The 21,364-nt window shown below is 47.5% G+C and carries 18 protein-coding genes; 3 read left to right on the top strand and 15 right to left on the bottom strand.

Annotated features, from left to right (window positions below):
• The 14 genes from ACFQRK_RS15295 to polA form a co-directional block, all read right to left on the bottom strand.
• Positions 1-1,182 (bottom strand): M20 family metallopeptidase, encoded by a 1,182-nt coding sequence (locus ACFQRK_RS15295; RefSeq protein WP_379008207.1) that lies wholly within the window; start codon positions 1,180-1,182, stop codon positions 1-3.
• Positions 1,183-1,193: 11 nt separating this feature from the next.
• A complete protein-coding gene (locus tag ACFQRK_RS15290) occupies positions 1,194-1,637 on the bottom strand; it encodes an SPOR domain-containing protein (RefSeq protein ID WP_379008206.1) in 444 nt (147 codons plus the stop codon).
• Positions 1,638-1,657: 20 nt separating this feature from the next.
• Positions 1,658-4,948 (bottom strand): preprotein translocase subunit SecA, encoded by a 3,291-nt coding sequence (gene secA / locus ACFQRK_RS15285; RefSeq protein WP_379008204.1) that lies wholly within the window; start codon positions 4,946-4,948, stop codon positions 1,658-1,660.
• Between the two features lie 145 nt (positions 4,949-5,093).
• Entirely contained in the window at positions 5,094-5,933 is an 840-nt protein-coding gene (locus ACFQRK_RS15280; RefSeq protein ID WP_379008201.1) for a 1,4-dihydroxy-6-naphthoate synthase, read from the bottom strand.
• Positions 5,930-6,193, bottom strand: a complete 264-nt coding sequence (locus ACFQRK_RS15275) for a hypothetical protein (protein ID WP_379008198.1) — start codon at positions 6,191-6,193, stop codon at positions 5,930-5,932. Before ACFQRK_RS15275 ends, ACFQRK_RS15280 begins: the two co-directional genes overlap by 4 nt.
• A 3-nt stretch (positions 6,194-6,196) precedes the next feature.
• Positions 6,197-6,973, bottom strand: coding sequence for a 5'/3'-nucleotidase SurE (gene surE, locus ACFQRK_RS15270; protein WP_379008196.1), 777 nt, complete (start codon positions 6,971-6,973; stop codon positions 6,197-6,199).
• 73 nt (positions 6,974-7,046) lie between these two features.
• Positions 7,047-7,232, bottom strand: a complete 186-nt coding sequence (locus ACFQRK_RS15265; protein ID WP_379008194.1) for a CsbD family protein — start codon at positions 7,230-7,232, stop codon at positions 7,047-7,049.
• A 144-nt stretch (positions 7,233-7,376) separates the two neighbouring features.
• Complete coding sequence (locus ACFQRK_RS15260; protein WP_379008635.1) at positions 7,377-8,777, bottom strand: OmpA family protein; 1,401 nt, start codon at positions 8,775-8,777, stop codon at positions 7,377-7,379.
• 432 nt (positions 8,778-9,209) lie between these two features.
• On the bottom strand, positions 9,210-10,220 hold the full coding sequence (locus ACFQRK_RS15255) for an anion permease (protein WP_379008192.1): 1,011 nt from the start codon (positions 10,218-10,220) through the stop codon (positions 9,210-9,212).
• Positions 10,221-10,243: 23 nt separating this feature from the next.
• Positions 10,244-10,891: a DUF47 domain-containing protein gene (locus ACFQRK_RS15250; RefSeq protein ID WP_379008189.1), complete on the bottom strand. Its 648-nt coding sequence runs from the start codon at positions 10,889-10,891 to the stop codon at positions 10,244-10,246.
• 92 nt (positions 10,892-10,983) lie between these two features.
• Positions 10,984-12,021: a sensor histidine kinase gene (locus ACFQRK_RS15245; RefSeq protein WP_379008188.1), complete on the bottom strand. Its 1,038-nt coding sequence runs from the start codon at positions 12,019-12,021 to the stop codon at positions 10,984-10,986.
• Positions 12,022-12,040: 19 nt separating this feature from the next.
• Entirely contained in the window at positions 12,041-12,700 is a 660-nt protein-coding gene (locus ACFQRK_RS15240) for a phosphatidylserine decarboxylase family protein (RefSeq protein ID WP_379008186.1), read from the bottom strand.
• 51 nt (positions 12,701-12,751) lie between these two features.
• The gene (locus tag ACFQRK_RS15235) at positions 12,752-13,882 is read right to left on the bottom strand and encodes a toxin-antitoxin system YwqK family antitoxin (RefSeq protein ID WP_379008183.1); all 1,131 of its coding nucleotides are present in this window, start codon (positions 13,880-13,882) and stop codon (positions 12,752-12,754) included.
• A 13-nt stretch (positions 13,883-13,895) separates the two neighbouring features.
• Positions 13,896-16,670, bottom strand: a complete 2,775-nt coding sequence (gene polA, locus ACFQRK_RS15230; protein ID WP_379008182.1) for a DNA polymerase I — start codon at positions 16,668-16,670, stop codon at positions 13,896-13,898.
• A 164-nt stretch (positions 16,671-16,834) separates the two neighbouring features.
• Between polA and rsgA the strand changes: the two genes are divergently transcribed.
• Genes rsgA through ACFQRK_RS15215 form a run of 3 tightly spaced genes read left to right on the top strand, consistent with a single transcriptional unit; the run spans position 16,835 to position 20,624 of the window.
• Positions 16,835-17,761 (top strand): ribosome small subunit-dependent GTPase A, encoded by a 927-nt coding sequence (gene rsgA, locus ACFQRK_RS15225; RefSeq protein WP_379008179.1) that lies wholly within the window; start codon positions 16,835-16,837, stop codon positions 17,759-17,761.
• A gap of 50 nt (positions 17,762-17,811) precedes the next feature.
• Positions 17,812-18,630, top strand: a complete 819-nt coding sequence (locus ACFQRK_RS15220) for a purine-nucleoside phosphorylase (protein WP_379008177.1) — start codon at positions 17,812-17,814, stop codon at positions 18,628-18,630.
• Complete coding sequence (locus ACFQRK_RS15215) at positions 18,627-20,624, top strand: putative porin (protein WP_379008174.1); 1,998 nt, start codon at positions 18,627-18,629, stop codon at positions 20,622-20,624. The genes ACFQRK_RS15220 and ACFQRK_RS15215 overlap by 4 nt, the downstream gene beginning before the upstream one ends.
• 16 nt (positions 20,625-20,640) lie before the next feature.
• Here ACFQRK_RS15215 and ACFQRK_RS15210 read toward each other — a convergent pair whose 3' ends face one another.
• Positions 20,641-21,303 carry an HAD family hydrolase gene (locus ACFQRK_RS15210; protein ID WP_379008172.1) on the bottom strand — a complete coding sequence of 221 codons (663 nt, stop codon included), beginning with the start codon at positions 21,301-21,303 and terminating at the stop codon, positions 20,641-20,643.
• Between the last annotated feature and the right edge of the window lie 61 nt (positions 21,304-21,364).

Raw genomic sequence — 21,364 nt, 5'->3', positions numbered from 1 at the left:
TTAATTGCCTAATTGCCGCAAGGCGATGTAGGCCATCAGTCCGGTACTGAGTGCCAGCGCACTTTCATCAACATCAAAGGTCGGTGTGTGCACGGCCGATGTGATTCCCTTCGCCTCATTACCCGTACCTAGTCGGTAAAAGCAGGCGTCGGTTTCCTGCGAATAATAGGCGAAGTCTTCGCCCGCAAGCCAAAGGTCTAAATCCAACACATTATCCTTACCAAGAAATTCTTCCGCATAACCCCGTACCTGGCCCGTCAATTTTTCCTCATTAACAAGGAAAGGATAGCCAATGCGAATGTCAAAATCGCAGGTAGCGCCCATGGCTTCCGCAATGCCGGTTGCCATTTTTTTCATGCGTTTGTGAGCTTCTTTGCGCCATTTCTCGTCGAATGTGCGGAATGTGCCTTCGAGGTACACCTCATTAGGAATCACGTTTGTTGCACCGTTAGCAATTATTTTACCGAAGGACAGCACGCTCGGCATTCTCGGATCGGCAATGCGGCTTACAAGTTGTTGTAGAGCGGTTAGGATGTGGGCGGTAATTACCACCGGATCAATATTTTGCTGCGGCTGCGCACCGTGCCCTCCTTTTCCGGTTACGGTTACGTACAGTTCATCGGTAGAAGCCATGTATTTCCCTGCACGGAAACCTACCTTGCCCGCCGGGATTGAGGGCATCACGTGCTGACCGACGACCGCTTGGGGTGCAGGGTTCTGCAATACGCCGTCTTTGATCATTAAGCTGGCACCGCCGGGTAGGCGTTCTTCCCCGGGTTGAAAAATCAGTTTAACGGTTCCGCCGAAATCTGCTTTTAGTGACTGAAGGATACGTGCGGTTCCCAATAACGAAGAGGTATGCACGTCATGGCCACACGCATGCATCACGCCATCTCGTTTTGAACCGTATTCGCGGCCGGGTACTTCGGTAATGGGAAGTGCGTCCATATCCGCACGTAAGGCAACTACCCGATCCGAGTTTTTTTCACCAGTTATGTGCGCCACCACACCTGTATTCGCCATCGGCGTATACGGAATTCCCAAGTTGTCTAATTCCGCTTTTACAAATGCAGAAGTTTCATATTCCTCAAATGACAGTTCTGGGTTTTGGTGAAGATGCCTTCGGTTGGCCACCGTGTTTTCATAGATTTGTGTGGCGATCGAATTAATTTTATCCCTCATTACCTATTTCTTTATTGGTATACGTAGATCTCCTCGGTAAATATAAATACGTTGTTAAACTGTTTCCGCAGGCCCTGCATCAGGTCCTGCGCTTCGCCCCGGCTTCGAAAGTCACCCACTTTCACGCGGTAATTGGGTTCTTCGTAACTGATGTAGGTATCGATGTCTTTATATAGCGTCTTGAAGCGGGCTTGCTCCGAATAAGCTTCCGAGCGGTTTGCTCCAGAATAAATCTGGACACGGAAACCCATAGCCGTCGTACGTGTAGCATTTTTCCTGTCAACAGGTGGTTTGTTCGCGGGTGCGGCCGAGATCCTGGTACCCATACGGGTCCGCTGCATCAAGCCGATGAGCGGGTCGGCTACCACCTCTACTTCTCCTTTCCGCTGGGCATATCCCATATTGCCAGAAAAACATAGCAGCAAACCAATCAGTGTAAAGCCTAATTTAACCATTGTACTTATTTTTTTTGCGTCTATGCACCGTGGCAATTTTTATACTTTTTGCCGCTTCCGCAAGGGCAAGGATCGTTTCGCCCTACTTTTTGCTCGTTGCGGATAGGCTGCGTACGTTGCACTTCGCGGGTGTCTTCGACCGGGGTGCCGCCGCCTGATGCCACCAACTCCGGCTTGGATGTTTTTACCCTCGCTTCCTGCCGGGGCAGTGGGCGAGCTTCACGTACATCCTGTGGTTGCTGGTTAGGGATTTCGCCCTTAAAAAGAAACCCGACGACGTCTTTATTCATATTGACCAGCATTTCCTTAAACAGATTAAACGCCTCCATCTTATAGATGATAATCGGGTCTTTTTGTTCGTAGACGGCATTTTGTACGGATTGCTTCAATTCGTCCATATCCCGAAGATGTTCTTTCCATGCTTCGTCAATTAAGGCGAGGACAACTCCTTTTTCGAAGGACTTAAAGACCTCTTTTCCGCCGGATTCGACGGCTTTTTTGAGGTTGGTCGCCACTTGGATGCCGCGGAGACCGTCCGAAAAAGGAACCACAATATTTTCGATCTGTCCGCCGCGTGTGGCAAATACGTCCGTCAGGACGGGCAATGTCTGCTTTGCTATTTTTTCGGCTTTTTCATGATAATAAGCGATTACCTGTGCAAATAGCTTGTCCGTTAGCGAGATCACATTGCTATGTCCAAATTCTTCGGCGTCAATATCGGGATCAATGGAGAAGACACGAATCACTTCCAGTTGGAATTCTTCATAGGTGCCCGAGTCTTTGCTGGCTGCCACCAACTCTTCTACCACATCAAAAATTGTATTATTGAGGTCTACATCCAAACGCTCTCCAAACAAGGCGTTTTTCCGTTTGGCATAGATCACCGTACGCTGGGAATTCATAACATCGTCGTACTCCAACAGTCGTTTACGGATGCCGAAGTTGTTTTCTTCCACCTTTTTTTGTGCGCGCTCAATGGACTTGGTAAGCATGCTGTGTTGCATGACCTCACCTTCCTGCACGCCCATGCGCACCATGATGTTGGAAATCCGTTCTGAGGCAAACAAACGCATCAGCGGATCTTCGAGCGATACGAAAAACTGGGATGACCCAGGATCTCCCTGCCGGCCTGCACGACCGCGCAACTGTCGGTCTACGCGGCGTGATTCATGGCGTTCCGTACCGATGATGGCCAAACCGCCCGCTTCCTTAACCCCTGGCCCCAATTTGATGTCCGTACCACGGCCGGCCATGTTGGTGGCGATGGTCACCATGCCCGGCTGTCCGGCTTCGGCCACGATGTCTGCTTCACGTTGGTGCAGCTTGGCGTTTAACACATTGTGTTTTACACCACGCAATTTAAGCATCCGGCTCAACAGTTCTGATATTTCCACAGAAGTGGTACCTACCAGTACCGGGCGTCCTTCCTGGGTGAGCCGATGGATTTCTTCGGCCACGGCATTATATTTTTCACGGGCAGTGCGGTAAATCAGATCGTGGCGGTCTTCCCGCTGAGTAGCTACGTTGGTAGGAATTTCGACCACATCCAGTTTGTAAATCTGCCAAAGTTCTCCCGCCTCCGTAATTGCTGTACCGGTCATGCCCGCCAGCTTGTGATACATGCGGAAATAATTCTGTAAGGTGATCGTAGCGTAGGTCTGCGTCGCATCCTCGACTTTCACGTTTTCCTTTGCCTCGATGGCTTGATGCAGACCGTCAGAATACCGGCGGCCTTCCATGATACGTCCCGTCTGTTCATCCACAATCTTCACCTTGCCCTCGTCGATGATGTACTCATCGTCCCGCTCAAACAGCGTATAGGCTTTAAGCAATTGGTTGACCGAGTGAATGCGTTCAGACTTGACGGAAAAATCACGCATCAATTCTTCTTTTTTCGCCAATTTTTCTTCCGGGCTGAGTCCTGACCTTTCAATTTCTGCCACGTCCGTGCCGACGTCGGGCATAATAAAGAAATTGGGATCTTCTCCCGAGGTGGTAATCAGCTCAATACCTTTTTCCGTGAGTTCTACTTGATTGTTTTTTTCATCGATGACGAAATATAACTCGGCATCTACTTTGGGCATATTCTTGCTTTGTTCCTGCAAGTAATAATTTTCGGTTTTTTGAAGGATTTGCCGGTTGCTGCCCTCGCTGAGAAATTTAATAAGTGCCTTGTTCTTGGGTAATCCCCGATGCGCGCGCAATAAGGCAAGCCCACCGCCTTCCACGCCGGTGTCGCCCCCTGCAATGGCCTTTTTTGCGTCATTCAAAACGCCATTGATAAATGCCTTTTGGGTATTAACCAAGCGTTCGATACGCGGTTTGAGTTCGTAAAATTCATGTTCATCTCCACGGGGAATCGGCCCTGAAATGATTAGGGGCGTACGCGCGTCGTCAATCAGTACCGAATCCACTTCGTCTACCATCGCGAAATGTAGTTTCCGTTGTACCAACGCGTCGGGTGACTGCGCCATATTGTCACGCAGGTAATCAAAGCCGAATTCATTATTGGTGCCAAATACAATGTCAGCGGCATAGGCATTCCGTCTGGAAAGTGAATTTGGTTGGTGTTTATCAATGCAATCGACACGCAGACCGTGGAATTCAAACAAGGGGCCGTTCCACTCGGAGTCGCGTCGGGCCAGGTAATCATTCACGGTTACGATATGCACCCCTTGTCCGGACAGGGCATTCAGGTATGCGGGTAGGGTTCCTACGAGCGTTTTGCCCTCCCCCGTAGCCATTTCAGCGATTTTGCCCTCATGTAACACGATACCTCCGATCAGCTGTACATCGTAATGTACCATGTTCCAGGTTACTTCATTTCCGGCAGCAATCCAGGTGTGATTCCAAAAAGCTTTATCGCCCACGATCCGCACATGCGGCTTGGACGCGGCAATTTCTCGGTCGAAATCCGACGCAGTTACTTCAAGCTCTGCATTTTCCGTGAAACGACGGGCGGTTTCTTTGACGACGGCAAATGCCTCAGGCAATACTTGCATCAGAACCTCTTCCAGCTTTTGGTCCCGATCCTTACCCAATTTGTCAACCTTATCGTAGATGGCTGTTTTCTGGGTCATATCGATTCCTTCCTGTTCAGCCTCTGCTTTCAGTGCGGTTATCTCTGAATCAATGTCAGCAAGGTATTCCTTAATACGTTTTTTGAAATCAGCAGTTTTTGCTCGGAGTTCATCGTTCGAGAGGGATTCCAGCTTCGCATACTCAGTTTTGATTTTTTCAACCAATGGCTGAATATGTTTGATGTCCCGCTCGGACTTACTACCAAATATTTTACTTAAAAATGTTAACATCAGTTATCTCTTAAATGATATGGCATGCTCAATAATAACACCAAACGGCCATTACCGTCATTATGGCATAATGGGCAAAGTTAGTTATTAGATTTGAGATTTGGGACATCCGACTTGACACAATCCCATCCGTTGGCGAAAGGTGCTAGGATAAAAATAAACCCTGGTTTGTTTGGGGAATCAGCCCCATCCCCCAAGCTTTATCAAAAAGTGTCCGGATAGCTGTCTTTCCTTCGTCGCCTAGCGATAGCGAATATCGATTAACGTATAATTCAATATGCTTGTACATTACAGCTTCGCTCATCTCCTGTGCATGTAAGCGGATAAAGTCCAGGCCGGATTTCGGATTGGCAAACGCATATTCCACACTTTTGCGGATTACACGGTCGATCCGGTGTAGGATTTCTTCCGGCAACTGGCGTTTCGCTACGATTCCGCCCAACGGGATGGGTGCACCGGTAGTACGCTCCCAGTAATCGCCGAGATCCATAATCTTATGCAGCCCTTTGTCTTGGTAGGTAAAGCGGTTCTCGTGGATAATCAGGCCCAGATCGATTCGTTCATCAAGCAGTGCCTGTTCGACGGCTGAGAATACCATTTCCTGTTTATTGACTAAATGGGGATATGCCAACCCCAAAAGAAAATTCGCGGTCGTGTATTTCCCCGGTATTCCTACTAACAAATTTTCGGGAACGGAGCTGCTATCCATCAACTCAGGGCGTTTGCAGATCAGCAAGGGCCCGACGCCAAAGCCCAAAGCGCTTCCCGCGTTCAGCAGTACGTAATTTTCCACCGCGTACGCGTAAGCGTGGTAACTCAGTTTGGTAACATCGAGTTCACCCTTGAACGCTTTCTGATTCAACGTTTCAACGTCTTCGTAATACACCTCAAAGTCCAACCCTTCCGTGTCGATTTTATGGTGGATCAGTGCGTCAAAAATAAACGTATCATTTGGACAGGGGGAAAATCCCAGGGTTAACCTCATATCAACGATAACTTCTTAGTAAAAATCAGCAACATCGCTAATGCAAAGGTAATCAAAAGCACGCCACGCGCCGTTGGTTCAAGCTCCCTGCGGTAGAAATAACGAACAAGAAACAGGTTAATTAACGCGGCTATGACATATAAACCTAGTGGTTTGAAACCGTGGGAAAGAATTCCGGGAATCAACATCGGCAGTACGTGCGCGATTACAGGTGGTAACAGTCCGATACCGACTCCCGAAAATAAAGAATTTCGCTGCATTACTTACTGGATTTCGAACTCCCAGGAGTTCAGTTCGGGTATTGCGTGATGTGCCGTCATATCGAATTGAACAGGCACGATCGAAGCGTAGCCGTTCTGCAACGCCCATACATCCGTATCTTCTCCCCGATCACGCAGCTGAAATACGCCGGTAAGCCAGTAATAGCTGCGATTATTGGGGTCTTTTCGTTCATCGAATTCTTCCGCCCATTTAGCGTCGGCCTGACGGCAAATCTTGATTCCTTTTATCCGGTCGGTCTTTGGAAAATTAACATTAAGCAGCGTTCCCTTGGCCAAGCCTGTTTTGAGGACTTGCTTGGTAATGCTTCTCACGTACGGACGGCAGTTCGAAAAGTCGGCATCATTTTCCAGATCATCGTATGAAAATCCCAACGAAGGAATTTCTTCGATTGCTCCTTCTACCGCCGCAGACATGGTGCCGGAATATAATACATTGATGGAGCTATTCAGACCGTGGTTGATCCCCGATACACATATATCGGGCTTCCTTCCCTTGAACACCTTGTTTACGGCGAGCTTTACGCAGTCTACCGGGGTGCCCGAACATTTATACATTTCCACATCCGGGTAAATGTAGACGCGATCAATACGCAACGGCTTTCCGATCGTAATCGCATGGCCCGTTCCGGATTGGGGTCCTTCAGGTGCAACAACAGTCACGCGACCCAGTTTCTGCATTTCTTCAATCAATACCTTGATACCAGGTGCCGTGATACCATCGTCATTGACGACAAGTATAGAAGGTTGTTTTTTTGACATGGGACGAAGTTAAAAAGAAGAAGCGTTATGGACAACTGTCCATAACGCTTCTTCGCCTAATCTGTTAAGCCGATTACAATTGATTCAACCAATCTACCACCTCGTCACGGGCTTTGCCGGTCTTCTTCTGAATACGGCCGATCAGCTCATCTTCTTTCCCTTCTTCATATAATAAATCGTCATCGGTTAAATCAGCATATTGCTGTTTAGCTTTTCCTTTTAACTCGTTCCAGGTTCCTTTTAATTTCAGATTGCTCATCGTATAACATTTTTAGTCTAACACTACAGATTAAACAATAGGATTTGGAAAAAGTTTTAAGAGTATCTCGGTTAGGCTCGTGAAATGCAAAAACGGCTGCCTGTATGAGGCAGCCGTTTTAGGACTGTAATTCGAATAAATTACTTATCTTTTGATTTCAACACGACGGTTAAGTACGCGGCCTTCTTCGGTTGCATTAGAAGCAATCGGAGCTGACTCGCCAAACGCTTGTACGTTGATTTTGGCTGCGTCTACGCCTGAATTAACCAAGTATTGTTTTACAGAGTTCGCCCGGTCTCTTGACAGGTTCAAGTTATAAGCTTCTGAACCTTCAGCAGATGCGTGGCCGTCTAAGGTAACGGTAGCACCGCTTTCGCGCAGATCAGAAGACAACCGATCAAGAGTCGAGTAAGACTCGGTCTTCAATACTGAGCTGTCAAATTCAAACTGGATGTTTGAATAGGTAGCTGAAGACTGTTGAGTTTGAGGCTCGGGGAATTTGATTGGGCAACCAGCACCATCAACCTGAGTACCTGCAGGTGTGCCTGGGCACTTGTCAAATTTGTCAGATACACCGTCACCGTCTTCGTCGCGGCTCAACTCATCAACAAGGCCTTCCAGCGTAGATACGCGTTGCTTCAAAGCCTCAAGCTCGTTACGCAATGAAGGGTCTTTCAACTCATCATACAACGTTGATACAGGGTTGTGCCAAGTCAAATCTGGTTTCGAAGAAGAACCCAAAGAGAATTCTAACCCAGCGTAGGTATACGAGAATTTGTCGTTAGCAGCACGGTCAACTACCGGACCAAACAGCGCCTTGTCATCCACGAAATTCATCGTGTAGCCCAAGTTCAATGCTACGCGGTCAGAAAGTTTGAACTTCACGCCTACACCAACCGGGATGTAAGTTTCCCGTTTGAAGTCGCGATCACCTACTAACTCACGGTCAGCGTTAAATTCTTCGCCCCAACCGCCTTTGTTATCCCAAGCACCGGCTGAACCGTCTGCATCTGTATAACCTACAGGGTTAAATGCGATTAAGCCGTAACCTACGCTTGCATAGAAATTAACTGCATTTTCGCGGCGCAGGAAGTCGATGGTAGCCAATTGGAACACACCATTCAAGCTAGCAGCATATTGTACTGAAGTTTCTGCAGATTGGTATCCACCGGCAGGCGCAGCTGCGGCACCGTTTTCTGCAGGGAACAAGTAAGCATTTCCTACACCGTTGTTGTTGTACGTAAAGATACGGCCACGGTTACCGGCAGCTTCCAAACCGAACCAGCTTGACAATTGCTTGCGAACTGTGATTCCGTAGTATTCGCGAAGTTTATATCCGCCAAAACCTACTTTTTGATTAAATGCATTTGATCCACCGATGATCACAGATGGCGTTGTAAAACCACCGTTGACCCCAATTGACCACGTCCTGTATTGACGCCTTCCGCCAAATACAGTCGGCTCTTGCGCCTGCACCGTTTCGGACAACCCTAAGGCCGCAACGAGCGAGCAAGCAACTGCCGTTTTGATTGTAGAATAATTCATACTCTTGTTTTTTTTAAGGTTAAAAATTTTTAATTGTCTAATTTTTCGCAAAAATAACCAATAGTTTGATTCACGCAATATTTGCAAATACTATTCCAGTTTTTTTCTTTTCTGTGATTTTCTAAAAAAAACTCACTAACAGGCACTAGCCAAATAATCTATAAAGAACTCACTCAGCTGTTTAACAATCAGTTATAAACTTTTTTGCTAATTCTATGCTGTCGACCGGTTTCCTCTCGGAAACGGGTTAAATGCTGTCAAGAAACTTCAAACGCACGATAGGCCACCTCGGAAAATTGCCTTGTTTATGTCTACTTTTATAGGCAGTTTGGCAAAAACGATGTAAATCTACAGATTAATCATATGGTTTCCTAAAAAAAGCCAAAAGAAATTTGGCGTCATAAACCGGAAGCAAACCGAGCGGAAAGCCGTTTAGAACAAATAGTGGATAACGGCGTAGGTAGCACCAGCGAGTATCGCAGATACCGGAATCGTCAGTACCCAAGCCCACAAAAGACTGATGGTAACGCCCCATCTTACCGCAGAGACTCGCTTCACGACGCCGACACCGATGATTGAACCCGTAATGGTATGGGTGGTAGATACCGGAATGCCGAAATGTTCGGTAATTCCCAATGTTACGGCGGCAGCCGTTTCGGCCCCTACACCTTCCAGAGCATTCACTTTCGTGATTTTAGTGCCCATGGTCTTTACGATTTTCCACCCGCCGCTCATGGTCCCTAAGGCAATGGCTGAATAACAGGTGAGGGGGATCCACTCCGGCATGGCGGCGCCCGACTCGAGATACCCTCCAGCAACCATTGCCACAAAGATAATCCCCATTACTTTCTGGGCATCGTTACCTCCATGTGCAAAGCTCAGCGCTGCGGATGAGACCAGTTGAAGTTTTTTAAACCACCATTCGGCAACAGAGGGTTTGGCCCGTTTGGATATATTGATGATCAAAAGGGTGATAACCACGGCAATGAACATGCCGATGAGCGGGGCCAATGCGATAAACGATATGATCTGTAACGTGGCCTTTAAGTTGATAGCGCCGATGGCGCTGTCGCCTAGGATAAACGCATGGGTCATGCCTGCGCCCGCAAACCCACCGATTAATGTATGGGAAGAGCTGGAGGGGACACCATAGTACCAGGTGAAGAGATTCCAACCGATTGCGGCCATCAATCCCGCGAAAATTACTTCAAGTGTGATGTATTGTTCGAGTACAGTTTTTGCGATGGTGTTGGCTACTTTATGGTCGGTAAAATAAAAATAAGCTGCAAAATTGAAAGCAGCCGCCCATAATACAGCCTGGAAGGGTGACAACACTTTTGTTGACACAATCGTAGCAATCGAATTCGCCGCGTCATGGAATCCATTGATATAATCGAAAGCTATCGCAAGAATAATAACAATAACCAATAGTGTTGTGACCATAATACGCTTTCGGGATTATTTAATTAGGCGTTTTTCACTAAAATGCTTTCCAACACGTTGGCTACGTCTTCGCACTTATCGGTGGCGGTTTCCATCGCAGACAATACCTCTTTATACTTTATTAGCGCGATTGCATCTTTTTCGAACTCAAACAGTTCACCTACGGCCTTATCAAAAATGTAGTCCGCTTTATTTTCAATACTGTTAATACGGACGCACGAGTCGGTGATATTCCGAATATTTTTAAGGTCGCGTAATTCGTGAACTGCTTTAGCCACATCTTCCGTAGCCTCCAGGATCAGATCGGCTATCTCAATAATGGGATCAGTAATCTTTTCCAACTTATAGAGATCTATCCGGTTGGAAGCTCCGTGTATAAAGTCTGCCACATCATCCAGCGAACTGGTCAATGTATGGATATCTTCCCGGTCGAACGGTGTGATAAAATTTTTGCCCAGCTCTAAATGGATCTGGTGGGAAATATCGTCACCGCGGTGTTCTAGGCCTTCGATTTTCCGGCACAATTCCTTCCGTTTACTGTGATCGGCCAGATTTACCAGCTCTTTCAATAATTTCGCCATGTCAATCAAGTTACTACTGGCTTGCTCAAACAGGGGAAAGAATTTCTTGTCTTTGGGAACAAAATACTGGAATATACTATTGAGTGACATAAACAAAATATTTCTGCAAAAATATAACGTTAATGTTAACTTAATGTTAATTAACAGATTGTTCCATGTTAACTTGCTGGGTTTAGGGAAGCCTAAATGGACGGCTTTATTTTTTCGAGTGTGAATGCAAAAGTCGTTCCCATACCTTCTGTACTTCGCACGTTGATGGTTTGTTGATGAGCTTCGATGATATGCTTTACAATCGCTAGGCCTAATCCGGAACCGCCGATTTTGCGCGAGCGGCTTTTATCTGTCCGGTAAAACCGTTCAAAAACTCTTGGTAGGTTCTTTTCTTCGATTCCAATGCCATCGTCCGTCACTTCGACCAGTACGGCTTCAAACAATTCGTAAATTCGTATATTCGTATGGCCTCGCGTCTTTCCATACTTTATTGAATTGCTTACCAGGTTGACCAGTACTTGTCTGATTTTCTCCCGGTCAGCTTTAACCAGTGTGGAAGAATGGTACTTTTCCTTGAACACCAAAGATATATCATGTAATTTGGCTTTATCTTCCATGGATTCGAGCACCTCTTTGATCAAAATCACCAAGTCAAACTTCTGGTAGTTGATAGGAATCTGGCCACTTTCCAATTTGGATATTTCGTCAAGGTCTTTGATTAAAAATGTCAATCTATCCAAATTCTGAGAGGCCTTAGTCAAAAACTGAGCAGCCATTTCTGGATCCTCTTGCATCATGCCGTCTTGTAACGCATCGATATACCCTTGAACGGCAAATAGCGGCGTCTTGAATTCATGTGAAATATTGGCGAGGAATTCCCGTCGGAATTTCTCCTGATCCTTTAGTGCATCTATCTCCCTTTTTTTTTCTTTCGCCCAATCCCTTACCTGTTTTTCCACGTCGTTGATTGGGTCATCGCTCATTTTTTCGCCCAATGCGTCTTTCAGGTCCTTGCCCAACTTCAGGTTATGGATCAATTTATAAATCAACCTAATCTTGTTATATATATAGCGTTGAAATAAGTAATAAAAAGCAAAAAAACTGATGGCAAACGAGATGGCAAAGGTGATGAGAAAGTGGAGCCAGCTGTGCTGGAAATAAAAGTTCACACAGGCAATGGAGATGCCAACGGCACACGCATTGATGAAAACAAACCAGAGAAACCTCATCGTTGCAGCAGATTAAAAACTAGTGAAACCGGCCCAGCACCGTAAGGCCGCCGGAGACCTTGTCTCCGATTTTAACATCGACTTTGGCATCCAATGGCAAGAAGACGTCTACGCGTGAGCCAAATTTGATAAACCCAAACTCCTTCCCCTGCTGTACGGAAGCACCTTCTTTCACATACCAAACGATACGTCGTGCCAGGGCTCCGGCAATTTGCCGGAAAAGTATTTCCTTTCCCTGTTCGGTGCGCACAGCTATTGTGGTTCGCTCATTGAGGGTCGATGATTTGGGATGCCAAGCCACCAGGTATTTGCCCGGATGATAACGGAAAAATGTGACCAAACCGCTCACGGGATTCCGATTGATGTGAACGTTGACGGGCGACATGAAGATGGACACCTGTAGCCGCTTGTCTTGGAAATATTCCGTTTCCTCCACTTCTTCGATCACGACAACCTTGCCATCTGCCGGGCATAAAATGAGATTTTCATCCGTGGCGATCCGCCGTTTAGGGCTCCTAAAAAACTGAAGGATTGTCACAAACAGCAAAAACGACAGCACGTAAGTGAACCAAACGATCCACACATTATCCGGTAAGAAGTAGTGCACCAGCGCATTGGCAACCAAAATAAGCAATGCAACAATCGCAATACTGGTATATCCTTCTTTGTGAATGGTCATATAACGAATTTAGCTAGCGAAGTTAGGCAACTTACGGAGGTTATGCAAGTGTCAAATTCCTTTCTCCCGCCGGACTTTGACGTCAAAAAAACGAAGTTTCCGCTCCGCAACATCGGGAAATGCTTCCATGGTTACCGTGAGCTTATCGTCAATGAATTTCCCGTCTGCGAACGACGGGAACCAAAACCTCACCCACTTAATTCCCTCGACAAACAAATCGGCGTACCGTTTCCGGGTAAACGTCGTATCCATTTCTATTTTTTCGGGTTCTCCGGTCCGACTCACAGTGACAGTAAATTTAATATTCAACGGCTCGGGTATTTCGTCCAATTCACCTTCAAACCAATCTTCCAGATGGTTACTTAAATAACCGGTAAACCCTGAATATTCATCGATGGAACATTCCTTGCCAATAAGTGCTTCGGCCCGGGTAAAAAAGTCGACAGGCAGCAGCCGGTATCTCGCTGCATCGGAGAATTCTTCGTCCTTGTAACTTTCGTATCCACGGATGAACCTGCCGTGTTGATAAAACTCGTGTCCTGCGCCCTCTTTCTTGCCGTCGCTGAAGATGTATTCAATGATCCAGTTGCCATGGGGTTGACCATCAACCACCTTCCCCCTACGCGTATACCGAACGTATCCGAATTCGTTGTAGCCATCGGCTTCAACGGCAAACTCGTATTGTCCGTTTCCGTCGACTACCCGTTGACGACCGCGGCGGTCCCAGAAATTACGGATCTTTATCCCTTGGTCGCCGTATTCCACTTCGAGCAGCGGCTTTCCATCCGGATAAGCATATTTCCACAACCCGTCGGGAACATCTTGTATATAGGTGCCTTCCCACTTAATCTGCCCGTTTGGATGATATGCTGTGAATTTTCCAGCTTTCTTGCCGTTTTGATAGCTTCCTCTTAGAACCACCCGGCCCTGGTTGTTAAAGTCAATGAATGGACCAACAAACACCCGCTGCTGGAAATCATAATTTGCTACACGTTCGACCGCCTTAAACTGACAGTTCTTATCGGCTAAAAAATAGTGATCGTCATAGAAAAACCGGGTCTGCCCGTTGGGTGCGCTTTCGTAATAATGGGGAACTTTCTGGGTCGAATCCAACCCATTTGCCAAGGTTATCGGTGAAAATACCAGCAAACAGAAGAACAGCCCTAACCGCAACGCAACCATACCTGTCTAATGCCTAATGAGCTTCCAGCCAATTACGCCCCACTCCCAGTTCGACCACAATTGGAACAGACATCACCAAGGCATTTTTCATATGCAGCTCAGCAAGTTCGCGGAATACGGGCAACTCCTCCTTTGGGACGTCAAATACCAGTTCATCATGCACTTGCATGGTCATCTTGCCGCGCAATCCGCGTTGCTTAATCGCCTCGTGTATCGCAATCATGGCTATCTTAATCATATCCGCCGCCGACCCCTGGATCGGTGCGTTAATGGCATTTCGTTCGGCAAACCCCCTTACGGTTTGATTGGCCGAATTGATGTCTCTCAGATAACGCCGCCGTTTCAGCAACGTTTCTACATAGCCATTTTCTTTCGCGAAATTGATGGTGTCATTCATATAACGCTTGATGCCTGGATATTGCGCAAAATACTGTTCGATGATCTGTGCTGCTTCCGTTCGAGGAATACCCAGGTTCTGGGAGAGGCCGAAAGCTGACTGACCATAGATGATGCCGAAATTAACGGCTTTGGCATTTCTCCGTTGTTCAGAGGTGACTTCATCCAACGACACCCCATATACCTTCGCCGCAGTGGCCCGGTGCACGTCCAAGCCTTTCGCAAATGCATCCAGCATACCTTCATCTCCGCTCATGTGAGCCACCAACCGTAATTCAATCTGCGAATAATCGGCGGATAAAATCACGTGGTCGTCATCCCTCGGTATAAATGCTTTGCGCACTTCCCTTCCCCGCTCCGTACGGATGGGAATATTTTGAAGATTGGGGTTTGTCGAACTCAGCCGGCCTGTGGCCGCCACAGCTTGGTTATAGGATGTATGTACCCGCCCGGTGATGGGGTTTATCAGCTGAGGAAGTGCATCCACATAGGTCGATTTGAGTTTCTGCAATTGTCTGAATTCCAGAATATCTTTTACAATATCGCTCTTCGGAGCTAATGCCAGGAGTACATCTTCGCCGGTTTTATACTGTCCGGTCTTGGTTTTTTTGGCTTTGGGGTCAAGCTGTAATTTCTCAAAAAGCACTTCGCCAAGTTGCTTCGGCGAAGCGATGTTAAATCTAACACCCGCTTTTTCATAAATGGTTTTCTCAATTACAGACGACTCACGTTCCAAGGCTTCCGAGAATTGCCGCAGCACCGGTACATCAATATTGACTCCGCATTGTTCCATTTCGGCAAGTACATGCACCAATGGAAACTCTACCTTTTTAGCCAGTTCGATAGCCTCTGCCTGCTCCAGCAAGGGTTCAAAAACCGCCTTCAGCTGCAAGGTAATATCGGCATCCTCCGCAGCGTATTCTTTGATGGTTTCTATATCGACATCCTGCATGTTTCCCTGTTTCTTACCCCTCGGGCCAATCAGTTCTGTAATGGAGATCGGCGTATAGCCTAGGTAATTTTCAGCCAGGACATCCATTCCGTGCCGCGTATCCGGATCGATGAGGTAATGTGCCAGCATCGTATCGAACAACGGCCCCCGCACGGTGATGCCATACCGGGCGAGGAGAAGGATGTCGTATTTTGTATTCTGTCCGATTTTTTCTATGGTCTCGTCCTCGAACACGGGTTTAAAATAGGCTAGTAACCGCAGGCATTCATCGCGATCGGGGCACGCGGGAACATACCAAGCCTTGCCCGGTTCAATGGCAAAGGAAAGACCCACCAAATCTGCGGTGTTTGCGTCTGTACCCGTGGTTTCCGTGTCAAAGCAAAAACTTCGCTGTTTGGATAACAAAGCGGCCAATTCCTGTTGCAGCTCCGGCGTATCCGCCAGGAAATAGGTATGGGGTGTGTTGTGGACACTACGGCCGGCCGTGGGTGGCACATATTCGGCTGCCGCATCCGGAGTCTGCAAGCTGCTGTCGACCGCGTTTCCGAACAGATCCATCTGTGCACCTACGGTCGACTTTCCGTCCAGCACGTTAAACTCTTCACCAAAAACCCGCTTGCCAAGAGTACGGAATTCCAACTCAGCAAATAGCGGCTCTAGGGCTTCCCGATCGGGTTCGCGAAGCACCAATTTCTCTTCGTCCAATTCAATGGGTACATCCAATTGAATGGTCGCTAGCTTTTTCGAAATCAGCCCCTGTTCCGCAAACGTTTCTAGATTTTCCTTTTGCTTGCCTTTGAGCTGATCGGTATTAGCCAATATATTCTCCATGGAACCAAAGCGTTTAATCAGGTCCTTGGCCGTCTTCTCGCCGATACCCGGTATGCCCGGTATGTTATCCACGGAATCTCCCCAAAGCCCCAGGATATCGATCACCTGCTTGACGTCGGTTACTTCCCACTTTTCCAGTATCTCCTTCACGCCAAGGACTTCCGCTCCATTGCCCAATCGGGCGGGTTTATAGATGAAGACGCGCTCTGACACCAATTGCCCGAAATCCTTATCGGGGGTCATGCAGTATACCGTATATCCACGGGCTTCAGCCTGTTTTGCCAATGTGCCGATGATGTCGTCAGCCTCATAGCCATCTAACGTAATGAGGGGTATGTTGAATCCTTCTATCAATTTATATACATAGGGGATCGCCGCGGCCAGATCTTCGGGAATGGCCTGTCGGTTTGCTTTATACGATTCGAACTCGGCGTGCCGATTCGTGGGCGCCATCGTATCAAACACGACGGCGACGTGCGAGGGTTGCTGTGTGCGTAACAATTCAAGCAACGTATTGGCAAATCCGAATATCGCAGACGTGTTAAATCCCGTCGAAGTGATTCTTGGAGTTTTACTTAATGCAAAATAAGCCCTGTAGATCAAGGCCATACCATCTAAAAAAAACAATTTTTTCACCTGTGCTTTACGTATTGGTGTCGTACAAAGATAGGCGATAGCGATGAGATGCATTGCACAAATTCATAACTTCACAAATAAATTTACGACTTTTGCAGCAATGGCGGTAGATACAAACGGATACAACGGGTAATGGAATGAGGGGCCTTGTCACCAAATCAACGGGGAGCTGGTATGAGGTGCTTGCTGACGACGGCAATACTTACAAGTGCCGGATCAAGGGCAAATTCAGAACCAAAGACATCAAAACCACGAACCCCATCGCGGTCGGCGACTGGGTGGACATCACGCTTGAAGCGGAAGCCGCCGGCGATACCGCCATCATTGTGCATCTGCATGAACGAAAGAATTACATTATCCGTAAATCTGTAAACCTATCGAAGCAAGCCCAGATCATCGCCGCCAATCTGGATCAGGCGCTGCTGGTGGTCACGTTGGCCTCGCCATTTACTTCTCTAGGGTTTATCGACCGCTTTCTGGTCACCGCCGAAGCATATGACATACCCGCAGGGTTGTTATTTAATAAGCTGGACCTGTTCTCTGAAGAAGGCCTGGACATATTGCGCGATTACGAAGGAATCTATAAAGCCATCGGCTACCCCTGCTACGAAATTTCTGCCCTTAAAGGTACGAACGTCGAAATTTTAAAAGATTTGCTTCGGAATAAAACCACGTTGATTTCGGGCCATTCCGGTGTCGGCAAATCTACGCTGATTAACGCCATCCACCCTCATGCAAAACTTCGTACGGCAGCGGTTTCCGAATGGTCAGACAAAGGTAAGCATACCACGACCTTTGCCGAAATGATTACGCTTCCCTTCGGCGGCCAGTTGATTGACACACCGGGAATACGTGAATTGGGCATCATCGATATTGAACAACAAGAACTTGGGCATTTCTTTCCCGAAATGCGTGCGTTAATGAACGATTGCCGCTTCCATAATTGCCGTCACATCAATGAACCCGGATGCGCGGTACTGGCGGCCCTTCGTGACGAGGAGATTGCACCTAGTCGTTACGAAAGCTATCTGAGTATTTACCACGGCAACGATACGCGAACATAGTTTTGCCGCTTGCGGAAATTACGCTAAGTTTGGCGAACAAGTTTGAAGCTATGTTTCATTTGATTGAAGAAACCACGTCATTTATCAAACATCGCATCGGTGATTTTACACCTGAATTCGGTATTATTCTGGGTACAGGTTTGGGCAAACTTGCCGAGGAAGTAGAAATCAGCTACCAACTCATGTATGCCAATATTCCGAATTTTCCGATTTCCACCGTCGAATTTCATACCGGCAAACTGATATTCGGTACACTCCGTGGCCGCCGTGTCGTAGCCATGCAGGGGCGCCTTCACTACTACGAAGGGTACAGTATGCAACAGATTACGTTTCCGGTACGGGTCATGAAGGCACTTGGAATCTATAAATTATTTGTATCCAATGCTTCAGGGTCTCTCAATCCCGCAATGCGAAAAGGTGATCTGGCAATCATTGACGATCATATCAATCTTTTGCCGGACAATCCGTTGCGAGGGCCTAACGATCCCCGCTTTGGCCCGCGCTTTCCCGACATGAGCAGGCCCTATGACGCCGATATGATTCAACAGGGGATGGCCATTGCCCAACAACGGAAAATTACAGTCCACCGCGCCATTTATGTATCCACACCCGGACCCAATCTGGAGACCCGGGCGGAATATCGCTATATGCGCTTCATTGGCGGAGACATCGTGGGAATGAGTACTGTACCCGAAGTTATTGTGGCCAACCATATGGGGTTGCCTGTCTTCGCCATTTCGGTTATCACTGACGAAGGTTTCCACGAAGATTTACGGCCTGTTTCGCTTGCTGAAATCGTCGAAGTGGCCGCCGCCGCTGAACCGAAGATGGCGGTAATATTGAAAGAATTGGTAGCTTTGCAGCAATGAAGGTGTTGCTTCGCGTTTTGCTACTCTCGGTGTGTTCGTTTTCTTTCCTGCCTGCGTTGTATGCGCAAGAGGAAGAATTTAGTAGCGCACTTGACTCGGCGCGCGCCGCAGAAGATAATAAAGTCGATAGTGTAATTTATTCGGCAAGGTATATACGATACACTACCCTTGCCATGATGAAGCAAGGCACGTTTACCTATCAAATCGATACGCTCCACCAGAATTTCCAGTATTACAACCCCCAGAATCAACCGATGAATCCCAGCATCAACCTGGGCAGTTATGGGCTGGCCACGCGTGACCTGCTTTTTGTTCCGAACAAAAGCATCGGATTCCAGACCGGATTTCACAGTTTGGAGCGATACCTTTACCGATCGGATTCCATCAAGTATTACCGAGCACGGGCACCCTTTTCGGAACTGTACAATGTCGGGTTCTTTTTTGACGATCAGGTTATTCGCGCAAAAGTGACCCAGAATATCAATCCCCGGCTAAACATCGGTGGTGAGTTTCACGCGGCGCGTGCCGATGGGTATTACACCAATCAGCGATACAACGACTTGAAGTCTGCCGTTTTTGCCTGGTATGAATCCGCCAACCATCGATATAATTTATTGACGAACGCGGTGTTCAATAAGCTTATTTCCACTGAAAATGGGTCCATTCTCAACGATACCATTTTCCGTGATCCAGATAGGCGGCCCAGCGACTCGAAACCTACCAAGCTTACAGGCACCCGTGACGAACGTCCCAGGCACACTTGGCGGGACAACAGCATCTTCCTTCGTCAAAGCCTGTTTTTGGGGCGCCTGGATACAATCCATGCCGGTGAGCCCGAACAGCAGATCCTTCCTACGAACCGCATGTCCCATAGTCTAAACCTGCGTTTTCAAAATTTCCAGTTTTATAAGAACGAAGAAGATTTGAACGGTGCCTTTCCCTTTGTGCAAAACCGGCTAACTGAAGATACCACACGGGTAAATACGATTACCAACGATTTTGGCTACAGCTTTTACCTGCGGGGAAAATCCCTGGCTTTTATCAAAAATGAGGTGAAAATTGACCTGGGATACCAGCATGATATGCACTGGTATCGCGACCGCGGATACCACACATTCCTCCAAAATAGTACCCTGAAAGCCGGTGTTGGATACCGGTTCAGTGATCGGATTAGCATAACGGGCGATCTGAATCAGATAGTGCAAGGAGCAAACTTTGGAGACTACCTTTACGAAGCCAAGGCAGACATCCTGCTGAGTAACACGATCGGCCGGGTTGTGCTGGGGGCGTATACCCAAAACAAATCGCCTGAATGGCTGTTTCAGCGAGTGAACTATACCTACCATCAATGGGATGCCCGGGATCATAATTTTGAGAAGACCAAAACCACCAACCTCTCATTTTCCTATCAGAATGCTGCCATAGGGTTCTCGGGAAAAGCGGAATATTTTCTAATCAGTAATTACCTCTATTACAGTGAGGTGGATAATCCAGAGCGTGATTCTCGAAAGCTGCGCGTTATTGAGCCCACACAACTGGGAAGCAACATCAACCTACTGAAGCTGTCCGTGGGTCAAAACGTCACACTCGGAAGATTTCATTTCAAGAATTTCGCGGTGTACCAGAAGTCGGATTACAATGCGGTACTCGCTATTCCCGAACTCTATACTTGGCATAGCCTCTACTACCATGGCTTGCTCTATAAAATTGTCGATTTTAACCTTGGTTTTGACGTTCGCTTCAACACCCCTTTCCGAACGCCTTCCTATGCCATTAACATCGGACAGTTTTACAACGACAACGTGGGAATCGAGTTCTCTACCTATCCCATTGTGGATGTATGGGCCACAGCTACCCTCAAACGCGCCAACCTTTTCCTGAGTTATAACTTCGTGAACCAGCACCTATGGCCAGCGGGATATTATACAGTGCGAAGGTATCCGATGAACAACGCCAATCTTCGGGTAGGCATTGCGTGGAAATTTTACGACTAGTTTGCCTTGTTGTAAGTCACAGGGTTGTGAAAATACGGTTTTGTAACCACGCCGAAAAGTCGGCGACGGAGTAAAACAACGCATCCGGGTTCAACGCTTCCAACGCCCTCGCGTCTGTCGTCTCTGCCCAGGCAGCGCCAATCACCGGGATGCCCACTTCACGGGATGCGATTATGTCGCTTGGCGCATCTCCCACATAAATGGCCTGATTGTTATCATTGATTCCAAGTATCTCCAATACTTTCCGGATGCCGATGGCTTTGACCGGTCCCGAAGGTGACCCGGTTTCGATGGCCCGGAAATATTCCGCCAAGCGGAATTGGCTTAAGGTAATTTGCGTGCTCGCAGGTCCCTTTCCGGTGACCATGGCCAACGCTACACCGCCGGCGTTAAGCATAGCCAGCAATTCCGGAATCCCGTCAAACGCAGTGGGACACATGTCGTGGAAAGCTTTGTAATGTGCTAAATAATCTGCGACCCCCTGTTCATAGTGATCTGGCGCCAACTTCATGATGGTGCCCTCTTCTGAAGGCCCGAATGTAGCGATGATCTCCTGATCCGATAAGGCTCGATTTGCGAGCGGTTCAATGGATGCTCGGAATGCCCGTATGCAAAGCGGCAAGGTGTTCGCTAACGTGCCATCCAAATCAAATATTACGGTGCTTATCGTTTTTATCATAGACGAAGATACTTTATTTTGCTGTTTTCATAACCTACCATCCTATGAATTTTCACCCCGA

The organism is Parapedobacter sp. GCM10030251, assembly GCF_042666505.1.
Taxonomy (GTDB): domain Bacteria; phylum Bacteroidota; class Bacteroidia; order Sphingobacteriales; family Sphingobacteriaceae; genus Parapedobacter.
This window is presented reverse-complemented; position numbering and strand designations above follow the sequence as displayed.